Source organism: Zobellia laminariae (assembly GCF_030553095.1).
In the GTDB taxonomy this organism is placed as follows: Bacteria; Bacteroidota; Bacteroidia; order Flavobacteriales; family Flavobacteriaceae; genus Zobellia; species Zobellia laminariae.
On sequence record NZ_CP130738.1, the window covers coordinates 2735709 to 2761387 of the forward strand.

The following is a 25679-nucleotide window of genomic DNA, read 5'->3' on the forward strand; positions in this document are numbered from 1 at the left end:
TGGATACTGGTAAACCATAAATTAAAAGAGTTAAATTACGCGCTAATCTCTGCTTTATGAAAATAGCTTACACCTTAGTAGTACTGATTACATCTGTCTTGTTCTTTAATAATTCTGTAGACAAGAAAAGCCCAAAAGAGGCAAGGTTAAATGATATTCAAATTATTGGTAGCCATAATAGCTATAAGGTGGCAATTGAGAAGCCGCTATTTGAGTATTTGCTGAAAAAGGAACCTAAATTAAGTAGTTTGGAATATGACCATATTCCGTTATCCGGACAATTGGATTTAGGGCTTCGTAATTTGGAGCTCGATGTTTTTCATGATCCAGAAGGAGGGCATTTTTCAAACCCCAAAGGTTTGGAAATTATAAAATCTATGGGGCTTGAGCCAAGACTTTTTGATGTGGAACAAAAGTTGAAAAACCTTGGCCTGAAAGTATTTCACATTCAAGAAGTAGATTTTAGAAGCCATCAATTACTATTTAAAGAGGCTTTGATGGAATTAAAAGCGTGGTCCAATGCTAATTTGGGGCACACTCCAATTATCATCACTATCAACACCAAGGATAGTGAAGTGCCAGAAACAAGAAAACCGTTGCCGTTTGATACTCAGGCTTTACAAAATTTGAATACAGAAATACGAGACATATTTTCTGAAGAAAACTTAATTACACCTGACTTTGTAAAGGGCGATTATGATACTTTAGAGAAAGCGATTTTAGATAAAGGTTGGCCAGAATTGACCAAGGTGAAAAACAAGTTTTTATTTGTTTTGGATGAGGGAGACGAAAAAACGGATGCCTACTTATCGAATTTTTCTAATTTAAAAGGAGCGGCTTTATTCGTGAACAAAGAAGAAGGAAATCCAAATTCAGCTTTTAGGATTATAAACGACCCGGTGGTCGATTTTGAGAAGATTAAAAACCTCGTAGCCTTAGGATACATGGTCCGTACACGTGCAGATGCAGATACCAAAGAAGCAAGAACAAATGATTATAGTAGGTTTGAAAAAGCCAAGGCATCTGGTGCGCAGGTAATCACGACGGATTACTATCTCCCCAGTACATTTTTTAAATCGGATTATAAAATCAGTTTTGAAAATGATGGGTATGAAAGAATAAAGAGTAATTGAAAATCCTTTGAATTTAATAGACTTTAAATAAAAAGAGGAGCTACATAGTAGCTCCTCTTTTTCATGATTAAAATATAATTGCTAAAGTAAATTCTTATTGTGTTAGTACTAAAGAGGTAACAACACCCAATAATCCAACATGCTGCAGCTCTATTTGGGTTTCGGAAACTGAGACTACTTCCCAATCTGCATTGAGCAGATTAAGCGGTGGGAGTAAACCAAAATCTAAGGTCATCTCAGTACTATCTTCATTAACAACCCACGTGCCGCTTAATGGTAATAGGCCACTTCCTAAAACACCTCCGTCTTCATCAAAAGTAAGTACGTTACCACCTAAAATCGGAAGTTGATTGATACCATCTACTAAATAGTTAGAAACGCCCCAAACACCAGTCGTTAATGATTCTACAATGTCAATAACAGGGTCAACAATAGGGTCTATAGGATCAATCACAGGAATGTCCGGTAAACAAATACTTCTAAAATGGACTTTGTTTTCTCCTGCTATCAATCTAACATCAGTATCTAATAAAGTGCGTTTTATTTCTTGAAGCTCCCATAGGCCATTAATATTATCTAGACCAGGTACAGTTACAGTTATAAAGACCTTGTCATTAGCGCTACTAGAAACCCAAGTTCCAACTATAGTCTCCGTGTCAGAAACAGCTAAAACTGAACCGTCTTGCTGGAAAGTAAAAACATATGAGCTGTACTCTACAGCACGTGACTCTCCGTCAATCTCAACTAGGTGTGCTTCCCAATTGGAGCATTCTGCCCATACTTCTATGAATTCAGTTGTGGTACAGTCAATACAATCATCATCATTAAAATCATTGTCATCGTCTTCATCACAAGCATCTTTATTCTCTTCTATAACATTTTCCAATGCCACTATGCTATTAACTTCAACAGAGGTGCCATCATGTAATAACAGGGTTATAGGAAAGTTTAGGCTTACGAAATCATCGTCCGTTAAATTATTTAAAAAGCTATTGAAGGACATATCGTCCATAAAAGAAATCGTATCTATAATTTCGCTATTTGAATTGAAAATAGATGCGGTAATTGGGTATTGAATATCTACACATTCAATATCATCATCGGCTTCATTTTCTTCAGGGCAACCATCTCTAAATACACTTAATTCCTCAGCATTTAAAACAGCATTCGTAGAGAAATCATTCATTATAATAGTAATGGGAAAGATAATTTCTAAAGTGTCTTCATCATCTTCATATTCATCAAAAATGAGTTCTATTACCTCATAATCTTTTTGGTCCTCAACTAAAATTTGAGTGCCATTAACGATTACGGAAACGGGTAATTGTACGGAAAAACAACTAGCCTGATCAATTAAATTATCTGCAGAGCCATCGTTGGAGGTAGTACCTTGTAATAAACTTATAATAGTAGACCCAATAGATAGTGATTGCTCCGGAGGAGTGCCCACATATGCATATTCCTCTTGTCTACAGGAGGAGATGAGCATTAGAACAGTAAGTAATAAAATACTTATAAAACCGTTAGTCTTCTTCATAACAAGGCTATTTTATGGGTGCCGTATAGTAATGAAACAACTAAACGTGTAAAACTCCTGAAAATTTCTTGAAAAATTGTTTTTCGCCCTGTTTATGAGTCTAACAAGATTATTTTGAAGAGAAACCTCCATGAAAACGTATGTGAAGAAACTGTATTTGGTAGTCTGTACACCAAATATGCAAAGAACCTTCACGACTTTCTTTACTATAAATATGGGGATAATCTAAATCCCGGAGACAAGGCACAGGATGCTTTTGTTAAGCTATGGGAGAATTGCAGCAAAGTAACTCCAGATAAAGCAAAATCGTATTTATTCACGGTAGCCAACAATATGATGTTGAACGAAACAAAACATCAAAAGGTAGTTTTAAAATATCAAAGTTTGGCCCCAAAGGGGTATACCAATGAGAATCCAGAATTTATATTGGAGCAGGAGCAATACTACAAAAAGTACCAAACTGCATTGGCTAAATTATCGGAGGAGCAGCGTACTGCTTTTATGTTAAATAAGGCGGAAGGCAAGAAACATGAAGAAATAGCACAAATTTTAGGAGTAACTAGAAAGGTTGTAGAGTACCGTATTTACTCGGCTTTTGACCAATTGAAAAAAGAATTACATGATTTTAAGATAAAATAGTCAGGAGAATTTAGGTCTCGGTTGTTTTATATAAAATGAGTCATACCATGAATAATAAGAGCTTGATAGAAAAATGGCTATCAGATGATTTAACAGAAGAAGAACGTATTGCTTTTGAGGCTTTGGAGGATACTCCGTTTCATAAGGATATAGTAGCAAATGCTTCTAAGTTTAAAGCTTCTGGTTTTTCTGAAATGCCAAATTTTGAAAGTTTTAAAAAGCGCATAGAAGCCCCGGAAGTTCCTATAAAAAAGTTACAATGGCTAAACCCTATCCTTAAAATAGCAAGTGTTCTTATGCTTGGGCTGGGTGTGTATTACTTCCTTTTTATGAATGTAATGACAGAGGTACATACTATGGTTGCCGAAAAAACGACCATTGAATTGCCAGATTCCTCTCGTGTAGTGCTTAACGCACTATCAGAAGTTAGTTACAATGAAAAAAACTGGGAAGATAAAAGAGAGATTAAATTACAAGGCGAAGCCTTTTTTGATGTAGCCAAAGGTGCCAAGTTTGATGTTGTGACTTCAAAAGGTACGGTAACCGTAATGGGAACCGAATTTAATGTAAAGCAAAGAGGCGACTTTTTTGAGGTGGCTTGTTTTGAAGGAACTGTTCGTGTGGTTACGGATAACAAAACAGAAATCCTTAAAGTAGGCGATAACCTTAAATGGTACAAGGGTGTTTTGGTAACTGGGCAACACACTCAAAAAGCACCACAGTGGACAAAGAATTCTAGTGCTTTTCAGCGTATTCCCGTTTCGGAAGTACTTGCTGAGTTAGAAAGACAATATGATATAAAAATCACGCTAGAAGGCGTAGATGTAAATCAACTTTTTACAGGTGCTTTTGTACATGACAATTTAGAAAATGCACTAATGGCTATTAGCGAGCCTCTTAGTCTAGAATATGAGGTAATAAAGCCCAAGACTGTGCGTTTAAGTACAAGTGAATAAAAGACTTTTAATTCTATTTTGTCTTGTACTTGTATTCAACAATTATACTATTACCGCACAGGAAAGAGAAGCTACAACTTCTCTACCACGTATTTTAGTTGAGTTGCAGGAACGTTTTGGCGTGCAATTTAATTATGCCTCTACCTTGGTAGACGAACTCCACGTTACACCACCAGATACTACGCTCTCTCTAGAGCAGACCATAGATCATTTAAAAACGCAAAGTAACCTAGACTTTGTGTTCGTATCGGATAGTATTATTTCCATCAAGAAAAAACGATTAATGCTTTGCGGCTATCTCTTAGATGTCCAAAGTAATGAAGCCTTGCCCTATGTTACCGTAAAAAATGGAACACGAGGTACGATAACCAATCCAGAAGGTTATTTTGAAATTGAAGCGGCACATGCTACGGATGTCATTCAAATACGGCATATAGGCCATAAAACAATACAGCGCGAAGCCCAGTTTTTTAATACTACCAAGTGTGCTAGAATATATCTCATACCGGAACACGAGCAGTTAGAAGAGGTTATACTTTATCAATACCTCATACGTGGTGTAGATAAGCTGGGTAACGGTTCCCTTCAAATAGATTTTAATAAGTTTAGTATACTACCAGGTCTTATAGAAGAAGATGTACTGCAGTCCGTTCAGGCATTGCCCGGCATACAGAGTATTGATGAAACGGTTTCCAATATTAATATTAGGGGAGGTAGTAACGATCAAAATCTTATTACTTGGGATGGAATCAAGATGTACCAATCGGGTCATTTTTTTGGTTTGATATCTATGTACAATCCGCATATGACCCAAAAAGTAGAACTCCATAAAAATGGAAGCGGAGTGGGCGAGACCGATGGCGTATCCGGTACCATTGCCATGAAAACCAAGGATTATATTAATCCGGAAATAAACGGTAGTATTGGGGTTAATTTAATAGATGCCAATGGTTTTGTAGATGCTCCATTGGGGCAAAAAGCTTCTATTCAGATATCTGCTCGTAAGGCAATTAGCAACTTTATAGAGACACCTACGTATACCAAATATTTTGACCGTATAGCCCAAGACACAGAAATAGAAAAGAATACCGCCACAGAAAAGAATTCTGATATTGGTTTCGATTTTCATGATGCTTCTTTTCGGTTGCTATTTCATCCTTCGGATAAAGACCGCCTTCGGGTTAACTTTATTTATACGGCCAATGAAGTTTCTTTTAATGAAAATGCCCTCGTATCGGGCGAGGTTAAAGAAAGGCAAAGTACCCTAAACCAACTCAGTATAGCAGGAGGTATTCAATACCAAAGGGATTGGACGGAAACCTTAGATTCTGAACTTATGGTCTATGAAACAGATTATCAGTTAAAGGCCGTAAATGCCAATATTCTTGATAACCAGCGTTTCTTACAGAAAAATAAAGTTTCGGAAACAGGGGTGAAGCTTAAAGTGGGAAAAAAATTACGCCACATTTAAAATGGACCAATGGGTACCAATTAATGGAGACTAAAGTAACCAATTTAGATGATGTAGATGATCCAGAATTTAAGCTCTTGGAGGCAGAAGTATTACGGGCACACGGTATATTTTCGGAAATAGGTTTTCTTTCCGATGATAAAGCTACTAGACTTAATCTAGGAATGCGTTTTAACCATTTAGATAAGTTCAAAAAACAAATATGGGAACCTCGTTTAAGTTTTAACCATGGTTTTGGAAAAGGTTTTACCGTTGAGGTTTTAGGAGAATTCAAACACCAGAATACGTCTCAGGTCATTAACTTTCAAAATGATTTTTTGGGTGTTGAAAAAAGACGATGGCAACTTTCGGATAATGACTCTATTCCCGTTATTACCAGCAAACAAATTTCTACAGGCCTTAGTTATAATAAGAATGGTTGGCTGGCAAACGCCGTAGCTTTTTATAAAAAAGTGAATGATATTACCACGCAGAGCCAAAGTTTTCAAGATCGATATGAGTATGTAAAAACAGCAGGAAATTATGATGCCAAAGGTATTGATGTGTTGCTCCGTAAACAGTTAAAGAATGCCAGTTATTGGCTAAGTTACGCTACTCTAAAAAGCGACTATCATTTTAAAGATTTACCAGAAACTAATTTCCCCAGTAATTTTGATATTACCCATGCGGTAACTTTAGGAACCAATTATACGTTAAATAGGTTTTTAGTTGCTGCGGGATTAAATTGGCGTACGGGAAAACCCTATACACGGCCAGTTGTTGCCAATGAGATAAATGACGATGCGGTAAACTTTGAGAGCGCCAATAGTTCTAGGCATGATGATTATTTACGTTTGGATGTTTCGGCAAAATATGAGTTTAAATGGGGAGAGAACACCAAAACTCAAATTGGTGTAGCTGCTTGGAACGTATTAAACCGAGACAATACGATCAATACATTTTATAGGCCGGAGACGGCTACAAACGCTAAAGAGTATAGACAAAGCTCGCTTGGCTTTACACCTAATGCATCCATTAGATTGATCTTTAACTAGGGTTGACAAGAGAGTAGGATTGCCTGTTTTTGATACGCTGCTTGTGTTTTAAAATAAAAAAAGCTGTGTCTACCCAAGACACAGCTTTTACATCCCAAAATACTAATCTACAATCCAAAGAAGGTTAAGGGGGCTATTTATTTTTATAGGAAAGCAAGAAGAATAAAATACTGCACTACGGCAAAAACAATCAGGCCTAACAGTAGGTTCGTTTGATTATCAAATATTTTTTTGATTTCTTCTCTTTCAGTGCTATCGTTAATCTGAATCGGTTCTAAATTTTTCATCTGAGTGTGTTTTGGTTAGGTAATTTCCTATTTGATTTTTTTACTTGGTAATTTAGTTTTGTAATACGAACATGAGAAATACATATTGCAATACGGCAAATAGTAATAACCCTTTAAGTAAGTAAGTCTGCCCTTTTAACAAGTGAATTTGGTAATTAAATACCTCTTGTATTTTTTTTGTTTCCCTTTCTTTTACTGCCTGAGTTGATTCGAGAGTTTTCATGAGCATATTTCTTTAGGGGTTTCTGTCTATAAAACAATCGATTGGAGGAAACTCCTGAAAAAAAGTTTATTTTTTTTCGATTTTATCTTTATATAGGGCTAAAAACTCACTATTTTATTATTTAAGTATTTGATAATGTGGTATTTAAATTTTTTAAGTCGATGTTGGAAAATAATGCTGTTATCACTCATTTATACTGAATAATTGAGAGTAGTACATTGAAAATCAGCCTATTTTAATCCGTTTTAAATCGAATTTATACCATAGATAAAGCGAGCCTTCTGCAAATTTCAACATCCACGCAAAAGAGGCATATGGAATGGTAATCAATCAACCAACTCCCTAGTACGAACAGACGGGGCTTCTTTCTTTTTATACTTCCGTCCATACCACAATAAAATACCCGTAACTGGTAAACTAGCGGTAAGTAGGCTTACCAGAAAAGCAATGATTTTTCCGGGAAGACCTCCTATAGAGCCAATGTGAATGTCATAGGTCATCCGAACAATCTTATCCGGTATTTGGGCATTTTTATATTTGCCGTATACACTTTCTGTTTCTATTTCTTCAAGTGTGTTTTGGTCAAAAAACCGAAAATCGGAATCATAAAAAAGACCCTTACTATTGGAAACTTCTACATAAACGCTTTCATCTGCTGTAGTAGGGTAGTGCAGTTCGTAGGCTTCTGCTTCTGGGGATTCCTTCATTAATTTTACAATTAGATTATCCCATGGTTTTGCAGTAGTATCCTCTGGGGTCTCACTGTTGTTTTTTGGAATATTAAATGCAGCTTCCTTTTCACCGCCAGTTGCTATGTAAACGCCATACATTAGCCATTTATAAGACATCATAGAACCTGTGAAAGCTAATATTAAAGCAAGGGAACAGACGTAGAAGCCAACAATGGAATGCAAGTCAAAGTTTTTACGTTTCCAGCGGGTAGTTTTCTTCCAGTCAAATTTTAGGCGTTGTTTTAGATTCTTCCGTTTTTTAGGTAACCACAGAATAAAACCGGAAATAATAATAAAAATAAAAAGGAGAATAGAAACACCCACCACCTGTTCGCCAATGTCTTTGGGCAACCATAACCGCATATGACCTTTAAGAATAAAAGCAAAAAAACCGGTAAGGTGGTTGTCTACTTGTATAACCTTTCCGGAATAGGGGTTTAAAAATACACTTTGATAAAACTCAGGTTCCGCATCATAAAAAATAACCTCTATGGCATCATCGGCTTTCTTAAAGAGCGTACCGTGAACATGGTTATCAGGAAAAACTTCTTTAGCAAGTTCTTTTGCTTGTGTTGGTGTTAAAATAGGTTGGTCCTGGGAACCACTTTTTTGTATTGATCATAGGTACTTTCAATCTCTTCTCTAAATGCCCAACAACAACCGGTAACGGATACAATAAAAACCACAATTCCGGTAGCTAGACCTAAGATTTTGTGTAGGGTAAGAATATGTTTTTTTAGTGCCATAGGATACAAAGAATAAGGCAACCCGTGCGAGTTGCCTTTGTGGATTATATTTTAAAATTTAAAACTGAAGGTACCCAGAAGTGCTCTTCTTTGCTGAGGAGTTACCGTACTCCATCCAGAATAATAAGATTTATCCGCTAGGTTATTCCCTTTAATACTAAATCTATACTTGTCTGTTTCATAATAGACAGAAGCGTTAAAAACGGTATAAGAAGGAATGTAAAAACTTCCGGTGGTTGCTTTATAGTCAACCATGGTATCATATTCCGAAGCACCGTTAAAACCGGCTCCTACACCAAAGTTTTTTAGAAACTTGTAATCGGTCCAAAAGTTATAGGTTATATCTGGTCCAGATTCGCCATACCTATTGCCCACTAGTTGCACTGCAGAAGGAGAATCTGTAATTTCAGAATCGTTGTAACTAAAACCGGTATGTATGTGTAACCCTTCAATTGGGTTGGCGTTTACTTCAAGCTCAATACCTTGGCTGTTTATTTCTAAATCCTGTGTTTGTGTCGCCCAGTAATATTTGTTGTTTACGTTTATATTGTAATAGCTTAATGTAGCTTCTAATTTGTTATGGAATAGATTAGATTTCATCCCCACTTCAAATTGATTTGCTTCTTCAACATCATAGGATTGTAATACGGTTTCACCTGTAGAAAAGTCGGTGATGTATTGCGGATTTACATAAGAAAATCCATTCTGGTAATTCGCAAAAACGGATAACTGATCTATAATCGGTTGAAAAACGATACCAAACTTAGGAGAGAAAGTAGATTCCGTATATTCAGTATCATCATCAGTTACGGTATTTAGATCACCTTCATAATCAAAACGGTCATAACGCACACTTGCCATAACGGATAAAGAAGGTATAATATGGATAACATCCGAGATGTAGGCTCCAAATACATTTTGGCGTACATCAGAATCTAGATTCCCTAAGCCTGTTAATGCAGTACTTAAATTCTGGGCATTAATGGCTGGTTCCCCATATATTAAATCGCCCTGTAGATTTATAGAATGCAAGTATCCCCAATTAGAGCTATTGTCTATTGTTTTAGAATCTAGGTAATCTAAACCAACTAACAACTTATTTTCCAAATCCCCTAAATGAAAGGTTCCATTAAAGTTTTGCTGTAGGTTTAAGGTCTTTGTTCTAGAATCCGTGTCTTGTGCATACAAGCTAAAATTTTCTGTACCTATGGGAGCTGCCGGGTCTGTATAATCTGCCGTGTTCCATAAATAGGTATAGTAACCTAAAGATTTTGCCAATCCGCCTGCTATTAGGGTTTGAGAAGACCAATTGTCCGTTATTTTCCAAGCAATTTCTCCCCTGTAATTCTGGGTGATATTATCTATGGTAACATCATTGTTGGTAAAGGATAAATTGGTGTCGTAATTTAAATCGGCAATAGAATTAAACGCTATGGGACTAGATCTGTTTAAGAATAAGAACGTTTCATTAGTTTGCTCATTCCCTGATGCTTCATAGGAGAAGTTCAAGGATAGGTTGTTGTTAACCTTGTATGAAAGCGATGGCGCTATAAAAACCGACTTCTTAAAACCTGCATCTTGAAAGCTATTGTCCTTTTGAAAACCACCATTTAAGCGGAAGGATAACTTTTCGCCATCAGAGATATTTACATCTACATTTAGTTTTGCAAAATCATTAGAACCGCCAGATACCGTTACCTCTCCTCCAGTACTGTTATAGGGTTTTTTGGTAACAATATTAATCAAGCCACCGTAAGAGGTAACTGAGCTACCGAATAAAGTTCCAGAAGGACCTTTTATAACTTCCACACGTTCTACATTAGAAGGGTTGATAAACCCATTTGTAATACCGGTAACGCCATTTACCAATTGCGGTTGCACTGCAAAACCACGACTGGAATAATACCCGGCACCATCGCCACTTCTACCTGTAGAGGACCATAATTGCGTAATACCCGCAGCATTTACTAAAGCATCCTGGAAGGTGTTAACGGACTGGGAGATAAGTAATTGATTGGTGATGGTGTTGTAAACTTGGGGGTTTTCTATGTTCTTTAGGGGCATTTTAGAAACATAGGCCGTTTGCTTTCTAGAAAATTTGTTCCGTCGTTCGGCTTCAACGATTACTTCGTTCAGGATTTCATTTCCTTCGTAAAGTACAATCTCGGGTAAGGTTACATTTTGGTTGTTAGCAACCGAGAATATAATTTCCTTGGTTTTGAAACCGAGGTAGGAGAGAGACAACACATAGTTGCCGTTGCTAAGATGGTTAAGTTCAAAAGAACCCGCTTCGTTAGTTTGGGTTCCGGTACTCGTATTTTTTAGGAGGACGTTTACACCAAAAAGGGGCATTTTGGTGTTATCCGTTACTTTTCCTGTTACGGTCGCTTCTTGGGAAAAACCAACGTGAGACAGGAATACTAACGCTAAGGTGGCTACAAAGTATTTCATTATGTTTATTTAGACTTGATATGAATAGGTAATTTGCGACAAATGTATCTATGCATGTTTAATCTGCCAAATTATTTATAATAAATCTAAATAATAAAATTTAACCCCTTGGTTTACTGTCGTTTTATAGGGTTGGTGTTTTTGAAGAGTGCTGCTATTTGTGGAAAATGCAGTCAGATTTTGGAAGTTTTGTGTGTAGAGTAGAAGCGTAGCATAAAATAAAGCACTCCTTTTTAAACAAAGGAGTGCTTTTCTAAAGACTAAAAGTACGCTAGCTGGTAAAACCAGCGGCGTACAAAATATTAGTTATTTTCTTTCTCGTAATACTCTTGAAGGGTGAAAAAGGCTTGTTTCTTCATCCCTTGTTCAGAGATCAATCCTTTTCTATTAAAGTCGTCTTGGATTCTTCTTAAAGGACGTCTAGAAGAGCGGAAATCCATCAAAATCCACGGAGATAAACCAGATAGGAAATCAATGTTACGCATCATTTCAATATTGGTTTTAAAAACCTCTGCTTGGTATTCTTCCGTCCATCGTTCATTTTTTTCACCATGATGACCGTAAAGGGCGCCTCCACCAACCTCACTCATAATCATGGGTTTGTTGTACGCACTTGCCCATTTTAATTGCGCACAAGTATCGGTGGCGCCGGCGTACCAACCACAGTAGGCATTAATACCTATAACATCTACCACTTTGCCCAGTGGGTCTTCAATTAAGTTGCCATCATCCCCTTGTGCTTGTGTATCTAGGGCAGCGGTAATCAGGCGGGTATCATCTAACTTACGGGCTTGTTCGGCAAGGTTTCCTATGAAACTCAATCTAGATTCGCCTTCAGGGGTTTCATTCGCCATAGACCATAAAACAACGGCTGCTCTGTTTTTATCCCTAGAAATCATTTCCGTAAGCTGGTTTTTTGCATTGGCATAGGTATCTTCATTATCAAACTGAATAGTCCAATACACCGGTATTTCGGACCATATTAAAAAGCCCATTTTCTCTGCCTCACGTACCATAGCTTCGCTATGAGGATAGTGGGCAAGACGGATAAAATTACAGCCCAATTCTTTGGCCCATTCCAACAATATTTTACATTCTTCTACAGAAACAACGCGGCCCGTTTTAAATGGCGCTTCTTCGTGAATGCTTATCCCTTTTAGGAATATTTGTTTTCCGTTCAATAAGATTTTAGAACCTTCCGTAGCTATGGTTCTAAACCCGATCTGATCTGTAATTTCATCGGTTGCCGTTTTCAAAATCACTTCATAGGTTTTGGGGCTAGTTGGACTCCAAAGTTTTGGTTTCGCTTTAATAGAAAATTCAGCTTTTCCGTTTTTAAGAACGGTGTTTACTGTTTTCTTTAGTTCAGGAATAGCTATGCTCACGGCATCACCATCTTTACCGTTGGCAACCGAAACCCAACCTGTAATGGCATTGGTTACGCCTTTTGGTAATTGAACCGAGTAATCATTAATATGAGATTTTGGCACAGTAATTAAATGAACCGATCTGGTAATACCACCGTAGTTCCACCAATCTTGGTTTACCGTAGGTACGTTTTCTCTTTTTCGTTTGTTATCCACTTTTACGAGCACAAAGTTGTTGCCTTCTTTTAGCTTGTCCGTAACCTCAAACTGAAACGGGGTATACCCACCTACATGCTTACCAATACGTTCGCCGTTCAGGTAAACGATGGCCTCATAATTTTTACGGCCTCAAAATATAAAAAAGCGGCCTCGTCATTCTTGGCGGTATAGGTAAAGTCTTTCTTGTACCAAACAGTGCCCTCGTAGTAATACAATTTGTCCATTTGCGTATTCCAATCTCCAGGAACCATAAGTTGCTTACTCGTATCAAAATTGTATTCTATTAAGTCAGACGGAGATTGCATTTGGGCATTCATGAAATAGCCGTCATCCTTAGGTTGTAGCCTATGGTTGTAATAGCCATTTTCTAGTGGATCAACAATCATGTCCCATAGGCCATTTAAACTAATTTTCTCTCTAGAATCTATGTTCTGTAATAAATCGGAAAACGGAGTCTCCTGTGCCTTTATAGTTGTGCTTAGCGTTAAGAGGAATACAAATAGGAGGGTTTTAATGTGTTTCATGTGTAGCTGTTCTTCAGTTTTTAAAGTGATGTGTTTCTTGTGTTATCATACCAGAAAAAACACGTCCTGACCCAAAAGAATGTAATTGGCTAACTCTTTGAGTTTGGTTTGTGCGGAAGATAAAAGTAAGGAACTTTCTAATAGAGCCTTTAGTAAACCTTTGTATTTTCATTTATAAATGCAAAAAGCAACATTTCGTTTGAGCGAAATGTTGCTTTTTTTTAGTGTGTGATTCTCTTAATTAGAAAGAACCTTTATCTTATTTTTTTGCCTGAGTTAAGCCTAGAGATTCTAAAAATATGCCTCGTACCCATGCCCATTTTTTCTGTAGAAAGTAAGCCATTTGGCAGCGGAATATACAATATGAAGTTTAGATTCTATTTGGTTTTCATCCGTGTCGGGAGCGGTACGTTGGTCTTTTCCTACCATGGGCGTTTTTATGGTTTCGTAGGTCGATATTTGGTTGTTAAACCATTCTTGAATCAATTCTTCCGTTGTATCTATGTTTTCATCTTCTTCCGTAGTTACCTTCTCATTACTACACCTCTGGAGAGACAGTAATAGGGTTACCAATACTGTAGGTCTTATAAAGTTCATTATTGTAGGATTTGTAAGCGATTACACGACTTTTTTGATATCCCTAAAATACAAGTAAGAATAAATAACCGGAATAAGTGCTAGGATCAGAAATGAAGCTATTACGATTTTCATACTATAAACACTGGGGATTAGCATACTACAAACTGTAATTACTAAGGCCGCCTACAAACCAGATTTGCCCTCCTAAGCGATGTGTTTTTTTCCAAACTTCCGGACTTTCCAGTGTCCATGGGGTTCGGATGCCAATAAAATAATTGGGTTTAATGGTCTGGAAATAATTTCCAAAAACCATAAACAGGATTCCAAGTAGGGGAACGATGAATTCCGGACTTAGCTCCGGACTGTTATTAGCATTGTATAGTATAAAAATAGCGAGCATAGAAAGTAATGCTACTATGAAAAGTTTCAAGTTGCCGTATTTGGCACCTATTTGCTTTATCTGCCCTTTGGGGTCTATAAAGGGTGCGATAAGAAAAATGACATATGTAATAATTGGCATGGACAAGGTGGTTATGGCCAACTCCAATTTACTGCCAAATCTGTTTACCTCACCATGTAAATTCCAATGAACGGGTACTTCTTGTGGCAGGCCGTTCCAAATGTAGGCCATATAGATGGCCGGTAATAACAGCATAATAATATTCGGAAGTTCTTTTTTTAATGATAGTTTCATCTTTTATTTTTTTAAGGTTAATATCCATAGGTCAATACCTCTTCCAGAATGGTGGTGTTCAAGGTATACTCTACAAACTGTCCTTTCTTCTCGCTCGTAATTAAATCCGCTCTTTTAAGAATATCTAGATGATGCGAAATGCTGGGTTTGGAAATATTGAATTCTTCCGCGATTGCCCCGGCATTCATATCCTTGTCTTTCAACAGTTCTATAATTCGCCTTCTGGTTTCATCATTGAGCGCTTTAAATATTTCGTTCATCAGTTATTTATATATTTAGACAAATATCTAAATATTATTTTAATTGGCAATGGGTTTAGTCGTATAATATTAAAATTTAGTTAGTTAAGAATAAAGTAGACTTATTTTGTTTAAAGAATAGGGAGTTGTTTTTAGATTCCTAAAAGCCGACTGTGATTAGAATAGAATGTATAAAAAGAAAGTATATTCTTAAGTAAGTGAAGAGAATTTTTTTGAAACGCGTGCTAGTATGAAGTTTTTATTTCTTCTACTGTTCTTACTTTGACGGATCCGTTTGTAGGTATCATATTTTGCCAAACCCAATTGTAATGGTCAATTACCTGCTTGGCTGATAAATTAGGACGCTCGCCAGTTGTATGGCCATCCTTCACAACTGTAATGTTATACTCTTTGGTAAGGGCATATTGAATTGTAGATTCCACACAAAAATCCGTTGCGCAGCCGGTAATCACCAGTTCTGTTACTTCCAGTTGAGATAATAGGGCTTGTAGGTTCGTTTTATAAAAAACATCATTGGCGAACTTATCAACTTTAAGGTCAGTAGGTTCTATAGATAGCTCATCTAGAATTTCCCAATCCGTAGTATTTTTTTCGAATTCACCGCTACCGGTTCCATCGTGCTGAATATGGATAACAGGATTATTAGCGGATCTAAAGCGTTGGGAAAGTTCGTTAATGCGTTGAATAACTCAGGGGTATCGTACCTAGGGGTTTTTGGGGTAAAAGAACCTTTTTGCATATCAATGATCAGTAATGCTTTTTTGATGAGCATGGCTTTTAAATTTAATTATAAAATAGAAGCATCTTGCGCATTGGCGAACCAACCAGCAAAAAGAAAAAGTAAAGAAAGAAGTAGGGCTTTTTTGATGTTGATTGTAGCTTCAAAAATTGCGCCGTAATTTAGTTACTTCAATGCTTTTTATGTTAGTTAGCTAAAGTTTCCTCTTTGTTGTTAGATGGAATAAATAAAAGTTTATGATAAGCGCGAATATGCCAACATATACGTATACCATTTTTCCTTTTTCATATTCAGTCTTTCTAAGAAGAATTACCTCTTGCTTTTTAATTTGTAATAAATCAATATTTATATTTTTATTTGGATTGTATCTGTCAAAATAATTTATTGTAACCGTGTCACCTATATTAATAGTATTTATTAAGTCGTCATAACCCTTAAACCACCTTTTCACTCCAACCTTATGGTCTAGATTATTCAATTCTATAAAGAAACATTTAGTTTTTTCCCCCTTTCTACCTATATAGTTATCAATACCTTTATTGGTAATGACACCTTTCAGTTCAAGTGTTTCATCAAGGTCAATGTTTTGTTGGCTCAGGCCACCCCATACCACTATAACATAAATTAAGGACAAGAAGACCAGTCCTATAAGTGTAAAATTTCTTTTTCTGTTACTCAAAATGTTGTTTTAGGAATTAAAGTCAAGCACAAAAGAATTGGTGGTCTTGCAAATATCCGTAAATCTTTGATATAGCAATTACTCGATATTTTTTAAATGCTGTTCCTAACTTTACCTAATTCCACTTCTCAATTAATGTAATCACTCCGTTTTTAATTCCGGTATAAAAATCTCCATTTTTAAATTCAGGCACTATTTTTTCATCAATTACTTTGGTGCATATTTCATCAGTCAAAACTAGTTCGGTTCCAGTGCCCGTAGCAATGCTTATTCGTCTGCAAGGTTTACAAAGAACCAAGGCCAATCCGTTATTTTTTTCGGCAGTGCCAACACCTAAGGTTTGTGCTAAATCTGTAGCATATTTTTGGATGTTCGTATATGGTGTTATGCTGTCTACCGTTATTACTACAATCTGTCTTGTGGTTTCAATATCGTAGTCATAAAGAAGTTTTGATAATTCTGCCCGTTGCGGTTCCGTAAAGACTTGTCCGTAGTCATTTATAATGCCAATGGGTTCAGGAAAGACACTTTCCGTCACTTCCGAAACATCAATTTCAGTAGTGGTTTTTTTTATTTCCGTTTCTTGAGCAGTACCTTTGCAAGAAAGCAGATTTAAGGTCATAAAAAAGATTACGATTTGTATTTTTCTTATTTCAAAGAAGCGGGCTTGTATATGAACCATAAAGGGTAAATTACCTATAAAATCTGATATTAGTAAAAATCATAATATATTTTCCATTCTTTAGTTTGATCATTTTTCGCAAACATAAGACTGCCGCTGTCTATCACATTTAGGTTTATTTTTTGGTCAGACGTAATTTGAAACACAAATTCAAACCCATCACCAAAATCAATCCCAGACTGACGAAAGGATGGAAATCCACCAATCTTATGTTCATATTGATGAAAGTCTGCTATATCATAGTAGCTTTCAATTTGTCCACTGTTTTCAAGCTCATTAATTTCATCTTCCATTTCAGATGATAAACCCCCACCGTCCCAAATGGGACAATCCTGTTTCTTCGTCGCTTTTAGTGGAAATTGTTTTATAAAAGATTTTGGATTGGATAAGTCTTTAATCTTAATATCTTCCAAATTTTCATATTCTCTTATGAGCCAATTTTCGCCCATTTCCTCAAAACACTCTGGGTATGCATTAGAGATAAAAACGGTCAATATTTTTGTGCTGGATAATTTGGGATGAATAAAGGGTAAATCTGGAATATAAATTTGAGCCAACGGAAGCATTAATTCACCCTTTTTATCAATAGGAATAGTTTCTTCGGCTTTATAAGCGGTAACTTTTCCAATCCAACTTTCTTGAATGGTGTTTTCCGGTCTAAACCCACCAACTTCAAAAATGGTAGCGTCTTTAGATATTTTGCTTTTTAATTCGTCTATAATCAATTTGGGTCGTTTTAGTTTAAATTTCTTCTTGCCGAAAAGTAAATCTAAGAGGCTCATAGGTAGTAATAAATGGTCTAGTCTATAAAAAGTAGTCGATATACCTAGTCATTACAAATTCGTTAGTGGAGCGAAATGGCACGAGCGCGCTCGCGATAGCGAGGGGTCAAGACCACAATCGTTTTAGTTTTGACCAAATGTTATTGTTACCGTTATCCTCTGTTTTAGCTGTGTTTCCGTCATTATTTTTAGGAGTTGTTCTCGGCCGCTTTTTCTTAGACATTATCTCGATTATTTGTCCATAATCTTGTAAATCTCTTTTCCTTTCATCGTAGATATATTGCCATTTAAAATTGGGAATTAAGATTTTTGTATTAACGTCTTCATTCCATTTTACTTCCAATCCTTTTTTCGTCAATACTTTCACAACGTTTCTTCCAACATTCAACGTAACGTTATTATCCGAATTATCAACTTTTTGAAATGCAATATATAAGCATGGGTCTTCAAGGCTTATAGCACTTGAAAGGTCTTGCTCGTGATAAAAACAATAACCATCGGAAGTTACTTGGTTTTTGCGTAAATTCCTTTCTATTTCTACTACTTCGTATTCTCCATCGCTAGTTGTATAACCAGCATTGTGCAGTGCAATGATATTATTTTCACATAGTTCATCAAAAGCTTCTATTAATTTTTCGGTATCAGTAGGAGTTTCCCAGTTTTCGCTTTCAGAGACTAATTTTTGATGCTCTTTACCAATGATTTCAAAAGCCCATTCTTCAGACATTTCTTCATCAAATCCATTATCCTCAATTTCTTCAATTATATTTTCCTTAATGTCTGAAATTGAAAGGAAGCCCATTCGAACTTGGTTAAAAATAGACTCGTATATAAATTTTTCGTTTTCAGTCATACAACTTTATGTAAATTTTTAACTATTTGATTTTCAGCGATAATTTTTTCAAGAGAACATGAAAATTATAGGTTTCAATGGAAAAATAAGGTTGTGCAACGGTTACTTGTGTTGGCAGTAGTTGTTATTGCAGTCTAAATGTAATAGGAATTGTTTTATAGACCATTACATTTTGTCCGTCTATTTTATAAGGTTCTAATTGTTTTAAAGAATTCATAATTGCAAAACATTCCGTATCTAATGCAATGTCGGCCCTTTCTGTAATGCTTAGATTATCGACTTTTCCATTCTCGTCTATCGTGAATTGAACAGTAACCCTTCCTTCAGTTCCGTTTTCTACAGCTATCTCAGGATATCTGAAATGTTCTGCTATATGTTGCTGAATTTTTTCGTTATTGGGGTCAAATAGAGTGGTTGTTCCCAATTCATAATATCTAATTGCGTTTTCAGGAATAAATTCACCATATTTTAAAGTGAAATTGTAGTCTCTAGTCGATTCAATATTCCCTTTTTTATCATACTGTGTCCATAGCCCATAGGGTTGTTTCCCCAAGTAGGATTTAAACCAAATTTTCTGACCTTTTTTAGTTTTTGAGAAAATATGATCTGTAACGCTATCATTAATTTTTTTTATTTCCAGCATATATGGTCCTTTTTCAACTTCTGTTCTACCATATTTATCTTTATAGTATTTGATTTCAGAATCTGCCTTACTAATAACTAGATTTGAGAATAACAGTAGTAAGATTAGAATTCTTGTCATAAATGTTTTTTTAAATTGTTTATATACGTTGTTTCCAGTAGTACTTTCTTCTAATACTGTATTTTTATTTCTCTAAATTTATGTTTTTCAATTACTTTCAACGCTTCAATTAAAAGTTGAATTTTGTTAGCTATTTGACAAAAGTATTTTGAATTTTTAAATTCTGTCATTATTCCCACTAATCTATAATCGACTTCCTCTTTTCCAGTTAATGGATTTTTATAGAAAAGTAAAAGCCAAAGTCCCAATTAGTACATTCTGTTTTGTCGATAAACTCCTTGTTAATTATCATTTAATTCTAATTTCATTTTATAAGTCTTTAGTAGTATTCTGTCTGATATTTTAACAGCACTTCTTAAACTTTCATCAATTTCTCCAGCAACTATAATGCCTTCGATATTACGTTCTGGGAATTTGTTCATAAGTAAACCAATGTACATCGAAATTTGACCAAAAACCTTATAGTTTGCCGTTCCTGATTTTAATTCAATCGTAAGTAAACTTCCATCATTTTTTTCCAATAAAATATCGATTCTCTTTCCCTTAATCAGATATTCAATTCCTTCATTGTTTTCTCCATAAATTTTATATTCAGGAAATAATTCGCCAATTTGCGAGACCATTGATGTTTTTAGGTCTTTTTCATAGCTAAAATTGTTTGAATTTTCTATGTATTCAAAATCTTCATCGTCCACAACCTCGGTTCCTATTGATAAATTGTCATTGTAATCTTTGAAATCAATACCATTGTCTTTTTTGAATGACATATAAAGATTTACGGCTTGTTTTAATGTCGCAGACCCATTTCTTATATTTCCGTTAATCGGTATTTTATGTTTTGCAGGTGCGTTATCTCGTTCATCGGAAGTCGAATATGATAATTTTTCCAATAGTGATAGTCCGTAATCTTTTATAAAGTGTTGGTCTAAATCTCCTTCATAATTCTCAACATTCCGACAATTGGAAATTCTATTCTGAATTGTAACTCGTGGCTTTCCATTAAATTCTAGCCAATTTTTAAATTTTTCAGCGTCCATATTTTCGTTGGTTTATCTATTATTCGGGATTTTTGTAAATGATCACAAGTCTTTGGTTTAGCACTTTTTTATCCTATTTTTTACATACATTGTGCCTGTTGCAAATTCAAATTTTCACATTAATACCCTAATATTGATAATTTACTAATTCAACAATCACTTATAACCAGTTAGTTAGGTTTTTGTGGTTTTGCATAAATAAAGGTTATCAGCTATTTTTTCGGTTGTGTAACGGTTACTTGTATTGGTATTAGTTATTTATTTTTTCCTGCACTTCCTTAAATGTTATTCCATTACCATTTACCCATTCCGTAAATCCATTCGAATTTCGTCCAAGAATCATATTAGAAGCCGCGCTTGGACTATTGAAAACTGCATCTTCGGCAAAAATTAACTTATCATTATGCGAAACCATTATTTCCGTTTCTACCAGTTTTCTTCTCATATTTCTATAAGTTTCTGTATAGGAATTTGAAAGAGATTTTTTGGCTTCACTACCTTTAGTAACAATATAACCTTGGTCAGTTTCTTTCATTGAAGCGTTGAAGGTTTTTGTTTTAATAAAATAAGTTTCATGAATTGTATTAGAGTTTTCCATTTGGTTTTCTGCCGATTGTTTTACAGTCGAAGAAATTAGAAACTTAAAGCCCATTACTGGAAGAATTAGCTTTATTTGCTCAAGAAAATACTCCATATCCGAAATATCTGCTTCATGTAAAGTCGGTAAACTAGGAGAGTTTCCGTTGTCAATTTGCGCAGTTTTAGCTTCAATTGCTAATTGAACTAATCTAGATTCCAAATATCTTATTTGCGTTTTAGTTAAAAGTTCATCTTTACTTACAAAGAAAATTAGCTCCTTAAAATCCTTATTAGGATCACTCAAATGTTGTTTTAATCTTACTTTTATATTTTCAGCTTCTCCAATATATATATTTTCGTCAAAAGCGTCGTCCGTCGGGTCTCCTTTCAAACAATAAATTCCAGGATTATCAAATTCGCTGCGATTCATGATCTTGTTTATGGAAGCACGTGGGCTATAAATTGCTTTACCGACCCAATTTCCGATTTCACTTAACCTTGGTCCATAAGCTGTTCCATCAATCATGTAAACCGTTAATTTTTTTCCCATCTATATTGTATGTTTATATTTAAGGTCTACCGGTCTAGTATATGAAAAGTAGGGCAGTTTTAAGCGATACTTTTCGGATTATTCTAAAGCCGAATTTTTAAGTTTTGTTAATTATCTTTTCTTATTTTAATTACACCAAATTCAAAAATTTGGCGACTTTCCAAATAGGCTATAACTTACACTTAAAGTTATGTGCTGTTATTACCTTAATTTAAACCTCCAGATTTGATAGTTTCCTTTCTTAGAACCTCTATCAGAACTAAAATAAATGTAATTATCCGTTGACCAATAAGGTGAAAAGTCATTTGATTCGTTTGTAGTATGTTGTTTTAGGTTTTCACCATTTGTATTTATAGTATATATGTTAGAGTCGGTTTTGTTGTTTTTTGTTAAATGAAAAACAATCTTATCTCCGTTTGGACTCCAATTTGGATGTGTAGCATACCCAATTTGATTGTCTGTTAATTGTTTGGGAGAATCGCCATCTATAGACATTGTCCATATTGTTCCTGTTTCTTCTGTTTTCCTTTTATTTAAATCATATTTAACAAAAACAATTTCTTTTCCGTCTGGTGAGATTACTGGAAAACTACCCTCCCCAAGCATTTTTAATTCTCCTGTTTCAATATTTTTCAACCAAATTTGATTTTTTGTTACTGATAAACCAGAATACTGCGCTGCTCGTGCCGTGTTTTTTGTTACTTTAATGTATACTTTAGGAGGTGCTCCTTTTTCAAATATTACAAGTTTACCATCCTTTGACCATGATGGGTTGTATTCATTTTCGTCTGTATATGTAATCTGAGTTATTGCTTTTCCCTCAAACGCATCAACATAGTATATATCAAAATTTGTTTTGTCGAAATACTGGAAAACAATTTTATTGTTTGAACTACAAAAAATTAGGAGCTAAATTAAAATTGTCTCCGCTTGTCTTTTGGATTATTGCTTTTGATAATACGTTATCTTTTAAGTAAATGTTATATACTCCATCATTTTCAAGAGCTGCAAAAACCAAATTACCATTTTCATCACCACCATGAGGATTAATAGATGGTTTGTCACTATCAGTAATTTTTGAAAGAGCATCAAAACTTTCGCCTTCCGATGTCATTAAATATGTCGAAGTTGCACAACTCGACATTATTAAGCTGAAAAAAACAGCAAAACTTAATTTTGTAATAATTTGATTCCTCATTTTAATTTGTTTTGGTATATGGTTGTGTATAATTAATGGCTATTGGGCACACATCCTAATAGCCATCGTATTAAGGGTTAAAAAATCACTTTGTTTGTGTTCACTAGCATTTTGGGCATGTTTTTCCCATTCTTGATTTTATGAAAATAGGGTTGCTTAAAAGGCATGCTTCAAATATCTCCGTTTTAAATTTTACAACCTTACGTAAAAGCGTAATCTCAAAAAAACGGGGTCAAAATTTAAACAAAAACCAGTGTGGTAATCAATAGTATCATTTTTATATTTCAAGCAATTCCCAACATCATTTTCCTACAGAACTTTAAATATCAATATTTATGCTGAGATACGGCAAGTGTCCGTTTTACAATTGTTTCTTTCTGACAGTTATTCGACAAAACGTACGAATTTATAGACGTACGGCGCTGTTGATGAATTCATAAAAAAACAACCTCTTTTTTATCATCCCCTTAAATAACAGTGATACAACTACAAATAATAGTAAATGAGTCAAAAATAAAAGTTAAACTATTAAGTTATGATAGTATTACTATTATATTTGCGAGTGTGTTTGCTCAACAAAGCATAATGAAGTAGTATCTCAACTTAATAAGCTCAGCACTATGGATAAATTATTACAGTCGGTTAAAATCGGCATCAACGAAAAAATATATATCAAAGACCCCGAGTCTACTACTTTGGGTAGGCGCATCGTAGAGGAAAGTATTCTCATGATCAATGCTATGGGTTTTGAAAGTTTCAATTTTAAAAAATTGGGGGCTAAGATAAAGAGTAATGAAAGTTCCGTATACCGCTATTTTGAGAACAAGCACAAATTACTACTGTACTTAACGTCTTGGTACTGGGGTTGGGTAGAGTACAAATTGGTATTCGCCACCCACAACATACAAGACCCGGAGGAAAAGCTTAAAAAAGCATTGGCGCTCGTAACCAGTGCTACAAAATACGATTCGGATTTCTCTCATATTAACGAGGTACTTTTAAGTAAAATCGTTATTAACGAATATTCTAAATCCTACCTTACCAAAGAGGTAGATACAGAGAACAAAGAGGGTTATTTTGTAATTTATAAAAGACTGGTAAACCGCTTAAGCACTATGATTTCTACGGTAGATGCAGCTTATACATATCCTAGCAGTTTGGCGAGTACGGTATTGGAAGGCTCGCTGCACCAACATTTTCTAAAAGACCATTTTGCCTCCTTAACGGACTGTCATGAAAAAGGAGACCCAACCAACTACTTTACAGAACTGGTATTTAATTCTTTAAATAATAAACTGAATGGCTAAAAAAATACTTACCTCTTGGCAACGCCTTATGGGCTTGCTTAAACTAGATAAAAGAGACGTACTACAAACTTTTTATTATGCCATTTTTGCGGGTTTGGTAAACCTCTCACTTCCGCTGGGTATACAATCTATTATTAACCTTATACAGGGTGCGGAAATTAGCACTTCGTGGATTCTTTTGGTAGTCCTGGTTACGGGTGGTGTGGCCTTTGCCGGTATTCTCCAGATCATGCAAATACGCATTGTGGAGAATATGCAACAGAAAATATTTACACGGGCTTCTTTTGAGTTTACCTACCGGTTTCCAAAAATTAAGATGAGCGAAATACGGGATTATTATCCGCCAGAACTGGCCAACCGTTTTTTTGATACCATAACCGTACAAAAAGGCCTTTCCAAGCTTTTGCTAGATGTGCCTGCAGCCATCTTACAAATTATATTTGGGTTGTTGCTGCTGTCTTTCTATCATCCGTTTTTTATTATTTACGGTATTCTATTGCTGTTATTGGTCTACCTCGTTTTCCGTTTTACGGTACAAAAAGGGATGGATACCAGCTTAGAGGAGTCAAAATTGAAATACAAAGTAGCCCATTGGATACAGGAAGTGGCCCGTTCGCAAGTAAGTTTTAAACTATCTGGCCGGACAAGTCTTGCCGTAGATAAGAACGATAATCTGGTTACGGAATACTTAAAGTCTAGGGAAAGCCACTTTAGGGTACTGTTGATGCAATTTATACAAATGATCGGGTTTAAAGTTCTGGTTACCGCTGGGCTGCTTGTTATTGGTGGCTTGCTGGTACTGAACCAAGAAATGAACATTGGGCAATTTGTAGCGGCGGAAATTATTATTCTATTGGTTATTACTTCTGTAGAAAAGCTTATTCGCGGTTTTGAAACCTTCTATGATTTGTTGACCTCTCTTGAAAAAATTGGTCAGGTGGTTGATCGCGAATTAGAGAACCAAGGTGGTGAAATGCCTTTGCGAGATGATGATAATTTAACGGTAGAACTGGATAAGGTTTCTTTTAGTACGGGTAATAGGAAAAACATTTTACATGATATTTCATTCAAAATAGAGCCGGGGAGCAGGCAGCTAATCATTGGTGAGAACGGTTCTGGTAAATCTACTTTACTGCGCTTGATCGCTGGTATTGTAGAGCCTACCGAGGGTAATATCTATGCGAACGATTTTTCGCTAAAGGGTATTAATCCTAACCATTACAGGTCTTTCCTAGGGCAGAGTATTCCAGAAGAGAGTCCGTTTGAAGGTACTATTTTGGAGAACATCACTTTTGGCGATAAACGAATTCCGCATGTAGACTTGCATTGGGTATTGGAGAATGTTGGTTTGCTACAGTTCATAAAAGAACAGCCCAACGGCCTCAACTCTATGATTTATCCGGAAGGGCAACATATACCCTATACCATATCTCGTAAAATAGTCTTGGCAAGAAGTATTGTGCACATGCCAAAACTACTCTTATTAGATGATCCTTTGGACCAGTTTGATGAGGTAGAAGCGGAGCGAATCATGAAGTTTCTGACCAACAAGTCAAACCCATGGGCATTAATAGTTGTAAGCAATGACCTGAGATGGTTAAAAGCGTGCCAAAAAATAATTACGTTGAACCATAGGGGCAACTTGTTTCCATAACCTAA

The 25679-nt window shown here is 35.5% G+C and carries 27 protein-coding genes and 1 pseudogene; 8 read left to right on the forward strand and 20 right to left on the reverse strand.

Annotation, left to right across the window (positions count from 1 at the left end; all coding sequences use genetic code 11):
• Positions 1-56 precede the first annotated feature (56 nt).
• Entirely contained in the window at positions 57-1133 is a 1077-nt protein-coding gene (locus Q5W13_RS13080) for a phosphatidylinositol-specific phospholipase C1-like protein (protein ID WP_304443286.1), read from the forward strand.
• A 94-nt stretch (positions 1134-1227) separates the two neighbouring features.
• Here Q5W13_RS13080 and Q5W13_RS13085 read toward each other — a convergent pair whose 3' ends face one another.
• Complete coding sequence (locus tag Q5W13_RS13085) at positions 1228-2670, reverse strand: hypothetical protein (RefSeq protein ID WP_304443287.1); 1443 nt, start codon at positions 2668-2670, stop codon at positions 1228-1230.
• Positions 2671-2784: 114 nt separating this feature from the next.
• Between Q5W13_RS13085 and Q5W13_RS13090 the strand changes: the two genes are divergently transcribed.
• Genes Q5W13_RS13090 through Q5W13_RS13105 form a run of 4 tightly spaced genes read left to right on the forward strand, consistent with a single transcriptional unit; the run spans position 2785 to position 6770 of the window.
• Positions 2785-3309: an RNA polymerase sigma factor gene (locus Q5W13_RS13090; protein WP_304443288.1), complete on the forward strand. Its 525-nt coding sequence runs from the start codon at positions 2785-2787 to the stop codon at positions 3307-3309.
• Positions 3310-3356: 47 nt separating this feature from the next.
• The gene (locus Q5W13_RS13095; RefSeq protein ID WP_304443289.1) at positions 3357-4265 is read left to right on the forward strand and encodes a FecR family protein; all 909 of its coding nucleotides are present in this window, start codon (positions 3357-3359) and stop codon (positions 4263-4265) included.
• Complete coding sequence (locus Q5W13_RS13100) at positions 4258-5736, forward strand: TonB-dependent receptor (RefSeq protein ID WP_304443290.1); 1479 nt, start codon at positions 4258-4260, stop codon at positions 5734-5736. The genes Q5W13_RS13095 and Q5W13_RS13100 overlap by 8 nt, the downstream gene beginning before the upstream one ends.
• A 23-nt stretch (positions 5737-5759) precedes the next feature.
• Positions 5760-6770 (forward strand): TonB-dependent receptor domain-containing protein, encoded by a 1011-nt coding sequence (locus Q5W13_RS13105; RefSeq protein ID WP_304443291.1) that lies wholly within the window; start codon positions 5760-5762, stop codon positions 6768-6770.
• Between the two features lie 143 nt (positions 6771-6913).
• On the opposite strand, the gene Q5W13_RS13110 is transcribed toward Q5W13_RS13105, so the two are convergent.
• From Q5W13_RS13110 to Q5W13_RS13155, 10 genes and pseudogenes are all read right to left on the reverse strand, one after another.
• Positions 6914-7057 (reverse strand): hypothetical protein, encoded by a 144-nt coding sequence (locus Q5W13_RS13110; protein ID WP_304443292.1) that lies wholly within the window; start codon positions 7055-7057, stop codon positions 6914-6916.
• 549 nt (positions 7058-7606) lie between these two features.
• Entirely contained in the window at positions 7607-8626 is a 1020-nt protein-coding gene (locus tag Q5W13_RS13115; protein ID WP_368662557.1) for a PepSY-associated TM helix domain-containing protein, read from the reverse strand.
• A complete protein-coding gene (locus Q5W13_RS13120; RefSeq protein ID WP_304443293.1) occupies positions 8590-8757 on the reverse strand; it encodes a PepSY domain-containing protein in 168 nt (55 codons plus the stop codon). The genes Q5W13_RS13115 and Q5W13_RS13120 overlap by 37 nt, the downstream gene beginning before the upstream one ends.
• Positions 8758-8808: 51 nt before the next feature.
• Entirely contained in the window at positions 8809-11208 is a 2400-nt protein-coding gene (locus tag Q5W13_RS13125) for a TonB-dependent receptor (RefSeq protein ID WP_304443294.1), read from the reverse strand.
• A gap of 302 nt (positions 11209-11510) precedes the next feature.
• Positions 11511-12902, reverse strand: a complete 1392-nt coding sequence (locus Q5W13_RS13130) for a glycoside hydrolase family 2 protein (RefSeq protein ID WP_368662558.1) — start codon at positions 12900-12902, stop codon at positions 11511-11513.
• The gene (locus tag Q5W13_RS13135; RefSeq protein WP_304443295.1) at positions 12890-13318 is read right to left on the reverse strand and encodes a hypothetical protein; all 429 of its coding nucleotides are present in this window, start codon (positions 13316-13318) and stop codon (positions 12890-12892) included. The genes Q5W13_RS13130 and Q5W13_RS13135 overlap by 13 nt, the downstream gene beginning before the upstream one ends.
• Before the next feature lie 291 nt (positions 13319-13609).
• Complete coding sequence (locus Q5W13_RS13140; protein ID WP_304443296.1) at positions 13610-13915, reverse strand: hypothetical protein; 306 nt, start codon at positions 13913-13915, stop codon at positions 13610-13612.
• Positions 13916-14054: 139 nt separating this feature from the next.
• Entirely contained in the window at positions 14055-14591 is a 537-nt protein-coding gene (locus Q5W13_RS13145; protein WP_304443297.1) for an SdpI family protein, read from the reverse strand.
• 3 nt (positions 14592-14594) lie between these two features.
• Positions 14595-14851 (reverse strand): annotated as a pseudogene (locus tag Q5W13_RS13150) (autorepressor SdpR family transcription factor).
• Between the two features lie 224 nt (positions 14852-15075).
• Entirely contained in the window at positions 15076-15537 is a 462-nt protein-coding gene (locus Q5W13_RS13155; RefSeq protein ID WP_368662559.1) for an isochorismatase family protein, read from the reverse strand.
• On the opposite strand from Q5W13_RS13155, the gene Q5W13_RS13160 reads away from it, so the two are divergent.
• Positions 15478-15750, forward strand: a complete 273-nt coding sequence (locus tag Q5W13_RS13160; protein ID WP_304443298.1) for a hypothetical protein — start codon at positions 15478-15480, stop codon at positions 15748-15750. The two genes, Q5W13_RS13155 and Q5W13_RS13160, sit on opposite strands and share 60 nt — an antisense overlap.
• A gap of 33 nt (positions 15751-15783) precedes the next feature.
• Here Q5W13_RS13160 and Q5W13_RS13165 read toward each other — a convergent pair whose 3' ends face one another.
• The 9 genes from Q5W13_RS13165 to Q5W13_RS13205 all read right to left on the reverse strand — a co-directional run bounded on the left by Q5W13_RS13165 (position 15784) and on the right by Q5W13_RS13205 (position 22713).
• Positions 15784-16269: a hypothetical protein gene (locus Q5W13_RS13165; protein WP_304443299.1), complete on the reverse strand. Its 486-nt coding sequence runs from the start codon at positions 16267-16269 to the stop codon at positions 15784-15786.
• A gap of 115 nt (positions 16270-16384) precedes the next feature.
• Complete coding sequence (locus Q5W13_RS13170) at positions 16385-16891, reverse strand: TPM domain-containing protein (protein ID WP_304443300.1); 507 nt, start codon at positions 16889-16891, stop codon at positions 16385-16387.
• Between the two features lie 89 nt (positions 16892-16980).
• The gene (locus tag Q5W13_RS13175; RefSeq protein ID WP_304443301.1) at positions 16981-17733 is read right to left on the reverse strand and encodes a DUF1963 domain-containing protein; all 753 of its coding nucleotides are present in this window, start codon (positions 17731-17733) and stop codon (positions 16981-16983) included.
• Positions 17734-17839: 106 nt separating this feature from the next.
• Entirely contained in the window at positions 17840-18535 is a 696-nt protein-coding gene (locus Q5W13_RS13180; protein WP_304443302.1) for a DUF6891 domain-containing protein, read from the reverse strand.
• Between the two features lie 175 nt (positions 18536-18710).
• A complete protein-coding gene (locus Q5W13_RS13185) occupies positions 18711-19349 on the reverse strand; it encodes an energy transducer TonB (RefSeq protein WP_304443303.1) in 639 nt (212 codons plus the stop codon).
• A gap of 281 nt (positions 19350-19630) precedes the next feature.
• The gene (locus tag Q5W13_RS13190) at positions 19631-20386 is read right to left on the reverse strand and encodes an endonuclease NucS domain-containing protein (RefSeq protein ID WP_304443304.1); all 756 of its coding nucleotides are present in this window, start codon (positions 20384-20386) and stop codon (positions 19631-19633) included.
• A 250-nt stretch (positions 20387-20636) separates the two neighbouring features.
• Complete coding sequence (locus tag Q5W13_RS13195) at positions 20637-21515, reverse strand: GIY-YIG nuclease family protein (RefSeq protein ID WP_304443305.1); 879 nt, start codon at positions 21513-21515, stop codon at positions 20637-20639.
• Positions 21516-21716: 201 nt separating this feature from the next.
• Positions 21717-22151, reverse strand: coding sequence for a TolB family protein (locus tag Q5W13_RS13200; protein WP_304443306.1), 435 nt, complete (start codon positions 22149-22151; stop codon positions 21717-21719).
• A gap of 256 nt (positions 22152-22407) precedes the next feature.
• Positions 22408-22713, reverse strand: coding sequence for a hypothetical protein (locus Q5W13_RS13205; RefSeq protein ID WP_304443307.1), 306 nt, complete (start codon positions 22711-22713; stop codon positions 22408-22410).
• 620 nt (positions 22714-23333) lie between these two features.
• On the opposite strand from Q5W13_RS13205, the gene Q5W13_RS13210 reads away from it, so the two are divergent.
• Both Q5W13_RS13210 and Q5W13_RS13215 read left to right on the forward strand, forming a co-directional pair.
• A complete protein-coding gene (locus Q5W13_RS13210) occupies positions 23334-24020 on the forward strand; it encodes a TetR/AcrR family transcriptional regulator (RefSeq protein WP_304443308.1) in 687 nt (228 codons plus the stop codon).
• Positions 24013-25674: a peptidase domain-containing ABC transporter gene (locus Q5W13_RS13215; RefSeq protein WP_304443309.1), complete on the forward strand. Its 1662-nt coding sequence runs from the start codon at positions 24013-24015 to the stop codon at positions 25672-25674. Before Q5W13_RS13210 ends, Q5W13_RS13215 begins: the two co-directional genes overlap by 8 nt.
• Positions 25675-25679 lie beyond the last annotated feature (5 nt).